This is a genomic window from Novosphingopyxis baekryungensis DSM 16222, from assembly GCF_000420305.1.
In the GTDB taxonomy this organism is placed as follows: Bacteria; Pseudomonadota; Alphaproteobacteria; order Sphingomonadales; family Sphingomonadaceae; genus Novosphingopyxis; species Novosphingopyxis baekryungensis.
Genome location: NZ_ATUR01000003.1, coordinates 606,388 through 613,188, shown reverse-complemented (window position 1 = coordinate 613,188; position 6,801 = coordinate 606,388). Strand labels below are relative to the sequence as shown.

2 protein-coding genes, 1 tRNA gene and 2 rRNA genes are annotated in these 6,801 nt (G+C 57.0%); 3 read left to right on the top strand and 2 right to left on the bottom strand.

The genetic code is table 11. From position 1 onward, the window contains the following. Window positions 1–102: 102 nt before the first annotated feature. The 3 genes from G410_RS0106790 (at window position 103) to G410_RS0106780 (ending at window position 3,401) form a co-directional block, all read left to right on the top strand. Window positions 103–2,900, top strand: a 23S ribosomal RNA gene (locus tag G410_RS0106790). Between the two features lie 133 nt (window positions 2,901–3,033). Then, window positions 3,034–3,148: ribosomal RNA gene (gene rrf / locus G410_RS0106785) — 5S ribosomal RNA — on the top strand. A 176-nt stretch (window positions 3,149–3,324) separates the two neighbouring features. After that, a tRNA-Met gene (locus tag G410_RS0106780) sits at window positions 3,325–3,401 on the top strand. 373 nt (window positions 3,402–3,774) lie between these two features. Here the strand turns inward: G410_RS0106780 and G410_RS0106775 are convergent. After that, a complete protein-coding gene (locus G410_RS0106775) occupies window positions 3,775–5,199 on the bottom strand; it encodes an alpha-amylase family glycosyl hydrolase (protein ID WP_022672900.1) in 1,425 nt (474 codons plus the stop codon). Continuing rightward, on the bottom strand, window positions 5,196–6,734 hold the full coding sequence (locus G410_RS15935) for an MFS transporter (RefSeq protein WP_022672899.1): 1,539 nt from the start codon (window positions 6,732–6,734) through the stop codon (window positions 5,196–5,198). The genes G410_RS0106775 and G410_RS15935 overlap by 4 nt, the downstream gene beginning before the upstream one ends. Between the last annotated feature and the right edge of the window lie 67 nt (window positions 6,735–6,801).

Here is a 6,801-nt window from a genome sequence, read left to right as displayed (position 1 = left end):
CAATCAAATGATTATCTGGCTGAGATAATTCGTCCACAAGCTGACGATCGTACGGGCTGGCCTTTTGGCTGCTCCGGCATTGTCGTTGGTGGTGTGGACTCTCAAGCGTGAGGTAAGGGCATTTGGTGGATGCCTTGGCATGTACAGGCGATGAAGGACGTGGCACGCTGCGATAAGCGTGGGGGAGCCGTGAGCAGGCTTTGATCCCGCGATTTCCGAATGGGGAAACCCATCCTCACCATTTCTCTTCGCTGCTGGATTTATCCAGTATCGGAGCGAGGTGGATAGGATATTACCGAAGTGAATAAAATAGCTTTGGTGAAGCGAACCCGGAGAACTGAAACATCTCAGTACCCGGAGGAAAAGACATCAACCGAGATTCCGTTAGTAGTGGCGAGCGAACGCGGACCAGGCCAGTGCCTGTTGTTTAGTTAGCAGAACATTCTGGAAAGTTTGACCATAGCGGGTGACAGTCCCGTATGCGAAAGCGAAACAACAGGACTTGAGTAGGGCGGGACACGTGAAATCCTGTCTGAATATGGGGGGACCACCCTCCAAGCCTAAATACTCGTACATGACCGATAGCGAACCAGTACCGTGAGGGAAAGGTGAAAAGCACCCCGATGAGGGGAGTGAAACAGTACCTGAAACCGAATGTCTACAAGCAGTGGGAGCCTCTTTATGGGGCAACCGCGTACCTCTTGCATAATGGGTCAGTGACTTAATCTGTCGAGCAAGCTTAAGCCGTTAGGTGTAGGCGCAGCGAAAGCGAGTCTGAATAGGGCGAATGAGTTCGACGGATTAGACCCGAAACCCGGCGATCTATGCATGACCAGGCTGAAGGTGCGGTAACACGCACTGGAGGGCCGAACCGTTTAATGTTGAAAAATTATCGGATGAGTTGTGCTTAGGGGTGAAAGGCCAATCAAGCCGGGAAATAGCTGGTTCTCCGCGAAAACTATTGAGGTAGTGCCTCGGACGTTTTCCTATGGGGGTAGAGCACTGGATGGGCTAGGGGGTCGCGAGATCTACCAAACCTAACCAAACTCCGAATACCATAGAGACAAGTCCGGGAGACAGACGGCGGGTGCTAAGGTCCGTCGTCAAAAGGGAAACAGCCCTAACCTACAGCTAAGGTCCCCAAGTCACGTCTAAGTGGTAAAGCATGTGGAATTTCCAAAACAACCAGGAGGTTGGCTTAGAAGCAGCCATCCTTTAAAGAAAGCGTAACAGCTCACTGGTCTAAATAAGAGATTCTGCGGCGAAAATGTATCGGGGCTCAAGACGTGCACCGAAGCTTAGGGTGTGATCGTTTACGATCACGCGGTAGCGGAGCGTTCCGTAAGCCGATGAAGCTCTCTGGTAATGGAGGGTGGAGGTATCGGAAGTGCGAATGCTGACATGAGTAGCGATAAACAGTGTGAGATGCACTGTCGCCGAAAGACCAAGGGTTCCTGCTTAAAGCTAATCTGAGCAGGGTTAGCCGGTCCCTAAGACGAGCCCGAAGGGGGTAGTCGATGGGAACCACGTAAATATTCGTGGGCCTGGTGGTGTGTGACGGATGGCGTAAATTGTTCGGACTTATTGGATTGTCCGGGCGGTGATGTTGTCCCAGGAAATAGCCCCACCGTATAGACCGTACCCGAAACCGACACAGGTGGTCAGGTAGAGTATACCAAGGCGCTTGAGAGAAGTATCCTGAAGGAACTCGGCAAATTGCCTCCGTACCTTCGGAAGAAGGAGGCCCCGGCTATGCGCAAGCACTGTCGGGGGGCACAGGCCAGGGGGTAGCGACTGTTTAGCAAAAACACAGGGCTCTGCTAAGTCGGCTTCAAGACGACGTATAGGGCCTGACGCCTGCCCGGTGCTGGAAGGTTAAGAGGAGGAGTGCAAGCTCCGAATTGAAGCCCCAGTAAACGGCGGCCGTAACTATAACGGTCCTAAGGTAGCGAAATTCCTTGTCGGGTAAGTTCCGACCTGCACGAATGGCGTAACGACTTCCCCACTGTCTCCAGGATATGCTCAGCGAAATTGAATTCTCCGTGAAGATGCGGAGTACCCGCGGTTAGACGGAAAGACCCCGTGCACCTTTACTGCAGCTTCAGAGTGGCATTAGGAAAGAACTGTGTAGCATAGGTGGGAGGCTTTGAAACTTGGGCGCCAGTCCGAGTGGAGCCAACCAGTGAAATACCACCCTGTGCTTTTCTGATGTCTAACTAACTACCGTTATCCGGTAGTAGGACCCTCTGTGGCGGGTAGTTTGACTGGGGCGGTCGCCTCCTAAAGAGTAACGGAGGCGCGCGATGGTAGGCTCAGGACGGTTGGAAACCGTCTGTTAGAGTGCAATGGCATAAGCCTGCCTGACTGCGAGACTGACGAGTCGAGCAGAGACGAAAGTCGGTCATAGTGATCCGGTGGTCCCTCGTGGAAGGGCCATCGCTCAACGGATAAAAGGTACGCCGGGGATAACAGGCTGATGATTCCCAAGAGCTCATATCGACGGAATCGTTTGGCACCTCGATGTCGGCTCATCACATCCTGGGGCTGGAGCAGGTCCCAAGGGTTTGGCTGTTCGCCAATTAAAGTGGTACGTGAGCTGGGTTCAGAACGTCGCGAGACAGTTTGGTCCCTATCTGCCGTGGGCGTCGAAATTTGAGAGGAGTTGACCCTAGTACGAGAGGACCGGGTTGAACATACCTCTGGTGTACCTGTCGTGGCGCCAGCCGCGCAGCAGGGTAGCTATGTATGGACGGGATAACCGCTGAAAGCATCTAAGCGGGAAGCCTCCCTCGAGATTAGATTTCATAGAGTCGTCGTAGACCACGACGTTGATAGGCTGGGTGTGGAAGTGCGGTAACGCATGAAGCTAACCAGTCCTAATTACTCAATTCGCGCTTGAGAGTCCCACCATCAATGACAGTGCCAGTCACAAGACTGGCGATGTCAGAACATGACGGATTGCTCAGCCGGAGACGCTGATAGAACAGTAAAAACGTGCATCGATTAAAACCTCTTTTTGCGCCGGCTTCATTGCTTGGTGACCATAGCGTCTGTGACCCACCCGATCCCATCTCGAACTCGGACGTGAAACCAGACAGCGCCGATGGTACTATTGCTCAAGCACTGGAAGAGTAGGTCGTCGCCAGGCATTGCAGCCGGCGCATCAAGGGAAAACCCATTCATAATGACATCGTCATACAGCTGACAGAGCCAACGAAGCCGTTAGGCTTCGCAAGGCCGAACGGCCGCCCGCAGCGCCGCAGGCGCGAGGATAGTCAAGCGAACGGATGTTCGCGCCGGCGCTTGAGGCTCTACAAAAAATGTCGCGGGATGGAGCAGTCCGGTAGCTCGTCAGGCTCATAACCTGAAGGTCGCAGGTTCAAATCCTGCTCCCGCAACCAAATACAACAGCCTCGCCCTCCGGCGGGGCTTTTTTTTTGTCCAAAACCCGCGTGGTTCGGCGGCAGCGCATCCCGGTCTTGGCAAGAAAGCCCAAAGCCGCTTATGCAGAGGGTCTGCGCGGTTAGGGAATCGATCCATGGCACGGCCCCATGAGGCGGCACCTCCTCACGCCCATCACCTGCAGTCGCGCCGGTTCATGTGGCTCTACGGCCTCGCATGGGCCGGCGGCGCCGTGTCCTATGTGCCTGACTAAGCATGTGCGGACCGGTCGCTCCTATTGGTACACTGTCACTTGCCAATAGCGCGATGCCTCGCGCGACAAGCTTTAACAGGTGTTTCCCGTATCGGCAGGGCTCAAAGCTGGAAGGGCTTTTATTCCTGCTCCCCGTGGATCGCTGTCGCCATTAGCCTATAATGCCATGGCGCGAGCGCCACTGTCGTCTCGCTATCGACTTCGATTGGTAGACCGGTGGCGAAATCACGGTAGGTTCCGTTTTGTAATGTCGATGAAAAACCGACGTTCACGGGCTGATCGGAAAAATTGAAGAGCCCCAACACCTTATTACCGTCCTTTTGCCGCACCCAACTCAAGACCTGCTTAGGTTGGTCATTCTCGACCTTGATCATGCGTGCGCCCCACGGGGCATTATGAAGAGCCGGATTGGCATCGCGGAAAGCGATGAGGTTACGGAAAAGATCGGTCAATTCGCAGCCCTTCGCTTGGCTCCAATCGATTGGGTCTCGCTCGAAAAACTCTAGCCGCTTGCGGTTGCACGCTTCCTGCCCGTTATAGATGGTCGGCAGGCCTTCGCCGGTGAAACTGAGCGCGATCATGGCGGGCAGAGCGGCGCCGAAATTCTCATATTGCGTGCCCTCCCACGCATTGCTGTCATGATTGGCGATATAGGTCATGCGCATCGCCTCTTTGGGCCACGCACTCTCATTCTCACTATAATAGCCGTAAAATGCGGTTGCATCGGCTTCCCCTTTGGCCACGCGCTTGGCGGTCTGGTGCCAATCCCAAGCGTAGACCGCGTCGAAGGCCTTGCGCGTCAGCTCCGGGTCTTTCCACTCGGCCAGCATGAAGACTGGCTTGAGCGCATTCAGATCGGCGCGGGCCTGCTCCCAGAAATCGATGGGCACATAGCCCGCCACGTCAGCGCGGTAGCCGTCGATATCGAATTTGCGCACCCAATAGGCCAGCGCCTCCGTCATCGCCTTGCGCACGCCGGGTTGATCGTAATCCAGATCGATAATGTCGGACCAGTCCCACCATGGGGTTGGGTGAAAATCGCCCTTCCAGTCGCGCTCATACCATTCGGGATGCTCCGTCACCCAGGCATTGTCCCAGGCGCTGTGGTTGGCAACCCAGTCCAGAATGACCTTGAAGCCCATCGCGTGTGCGGCGTCGATAAAGGCATGCAGGTCCGCCTCGGTACCGAACTCGGGGTTGACCGCGGTATAGTCCTTTACCGAATAGGGACTGCCGAGCGTGCCCTTGCGGTTCTGTTCCCCGATCGTCTGGATCGGCATGAGCCAGAGAATGTCGACGCCGAGCTCCTTCAGACGCGGTAGTTCGGCCATGGCGGCGCGGAAGGTGCCCTCCCTAGTAAATTGCCGCGTGTTGATCTGATACAGCACCGCCTTTTCGGTCCATGGAGCATGCTGCAGCGTGACATAGGGTTCGGGCGCATAATCGGCGAGCGTGCGCTGGTCGATCGGCGGACGGTCTTGCGCCGCGGCAGGCGCTGCGAGGAAGGTGACCGCCAACAGCGTGGTTCCGAGAGTAGATTTCATAGCATGGCTCCTTGTGCGGCGCCGGTCTTGCCCACTCTGGGCACGCGCAGCATGGCAAGCGCGGCGGCGGCCATCACGATGGCGGCAAAGGCCATGGTCCAGATCGGTTCGGTCGGGAAAAAGGTTTTCAATACGCTGCCCATCACGGTGGCTACGATCAGCTGCGGCACCACGATGAAGACGTTGAACAGACCCATATAGATGCCGAGTTTCCGGCTCGGCAGCGTGCTCGCCAGAATGGCGTAAGGCATGGCGAGGATCGACGCCCAGGCAATGCCGATCAGCACCTCGGACGCAATCAACCATTGCGGATCGCGGATGATCAAAAAGCTGGCATAGCCCAGCGCGCCCGCCAGAAGACAGGCCATATGCGTGCGTACCCGGCCGATCGCTGCTGCCAGCCGCGGCAGCACGACGAGGGCGAAAATGGCCGCCACGCCGTTGTACACCGCGAACAGGATGCCAACCCAATTGCCGGCCTCGTTAAATGCAGGCGAAGCTGGATCGCTGGTGCCGAAGGCATATTGGGCGACCACCGGCGTGGTGTAGATCCACATGATGAACAACGCCGACCAGCTGAAAAACTGCGCGAGCGCCAGCTTCTTCATGATATTGGGCATACCGGAAAAATCGCCGACGATATGGCCGAGCAGATTGGCCTCACGCCCCTGGCGCGCCATCGCAACGGCCGCGATCGAGGCTATGCCATAGGCCGCGAGGAGACCGGCCAGCAGGAACAGCTCCTTTTCCAGATCGAATTCGGCGACTACAAAGGCGATGATCGCGCCTGCTGCAATCCACAGGATCGACGCGGTGTGGCTGCGCGCCGCCAGGGCGCGGACCGGAGAGACGGCGGGGTCCTCACGCGCTTCCTCGGCAAAGGCTTCCATCTCCTCCGGGCTATATTCTTTCGTCGTGAAGACGGTCCACAGCACCGCGGTCAGCAACGCTGCGCCACCGAACCAGAAACTGTAGCGCACCGTGTCCGGCACCCCGCCGCCTGCCGCGACATTCGAGACGCCGATCGTCTCCAGCAGATACGGAAATACCGATCCCACCACCGCGCCCGATCCGATGAACGCGGTTTGCACCGCATAACCCGCCGTATGCTGATCCTTGCCGAGCATGTCGCCGACGAAGGCGCGGAAAGGCTCCATGGATATGTTGAGCGAGGCATCGAGAATCCACAGCATCATTGCGGCGAACCAGAGAGCCGGGCTGTTGGGCATCACGAACAGCGCCAGTCCGGCCAGCACTGCGCCTGCCAGAAAATAGGGACGGCGGCGTCCCAGCCGGCTCCAGGTTCGATCCGAATAATGACCGATGATCGGCTGGACCAGTAGCCCGGTCAGCGGGGCTGCGACCCAAAGTGCGGGGAGATTGTCGAGCGATTCTCCGAGCGACTGAAAGATGCGGCTCATGTTCGCATTTTGCAGCGCGAAGCCGATCTGGATGCCAAAGAAACCGAAGCTGATATTCCACAGCCCCCAGAATCCCTGGCGCGGCTTGCCCGCTTGTGTTGCGATCTGGTCCATATACCCTCTCCCGGCTGGACGGATTCTTATGTTATCGGGGCAGAGCGTGGCGGAGCGGGTGGCGCCG

Excerpts from the sequence above, each read along its gene's own strand:
- G410_RS0106775 (WP_022672900.1), bottom strand. The coding sequence starts at position 5,199 with ATGAAATCTACTCTCGGAACCACGCTGTTGGCGGTCACCTTCCTCGCA.
- G410_RS15935 (WP_022672899.1), bottom strand. The coding sequence starts at position 6,734 with ATGGACCAGATCGCAACACAAGCGGGCAAGCCGCGCCAGGGATTCTGG.